1 protein-coding gene is annotated in these 438 nt (G+C 71.5%); it reads left to right on the top strand.

The genetic code is table 11. The annotated features are described in order from the left end of the window. Positions 1-113: 113 nt before the first annotated feature. A partial coding sequence (locus tag PUR71_RS39090) for a hypothetical protein (RefSeq protein ID WP_329932054.1) occupies positions 114-438 on the top strand: 325 nt, incomplete at its 3' end.

Below are 438 nucleotides of genomic sequence, written 5' to 3'. Positions count from 1 at the left end.
GGTTCTGGGTTTTTTGCGGGTTGTTGTGGTGGGTGGGGGGGGGGGGGGGGGCGGCGGCCCCGCCGGGGGGCAGCCAGCCCGCCCCGCCCGGAGGACCGCGCAGACAGCCCCGCGTGAGCTGCGCCGGGGGGGCCGCCTGGGGGGTGGCGGGGGGGGGGGGTGGTGGTTCTTTTTTTGGTTTGTGGGGTTTGGGGGGGGTTGTTTGTTGTTGGTGTTGTGTTGTTTTTTTTTCTTGGGTTTGGGGTAGTGGGTCGCTTACCGTTTTTGGGGGGGGTGTTTGTTGTTGGTGGCGCGTCAGGTTCTGGGTTTTTTGCGGGTTGTTGTGGTGGGTGGGGGGGGGGGGGGGGGCGGCGGCCCCGCCGGGGGGCAGCCAGCCCGCCCCGCCCGGAGGACCGCGCAGACAGCCCCGCGTGAGCTGCGCCGGGGGGGCCGCCTGGG

It is taken from the genome of Streptomyces sp. SP17BM10 (assembly GCF_036322405.1).
Lineage (GTDB): Bacteria > Actinomycetota > Actinomycetes > Streptomycetales > Streptomycetaceae > Kitasatospora.
The sequence above is the reverse complement of the archived record's forward strand: the minus strand, read 5'-3'. Positions and strand labels throughout refer to the sequence as shown.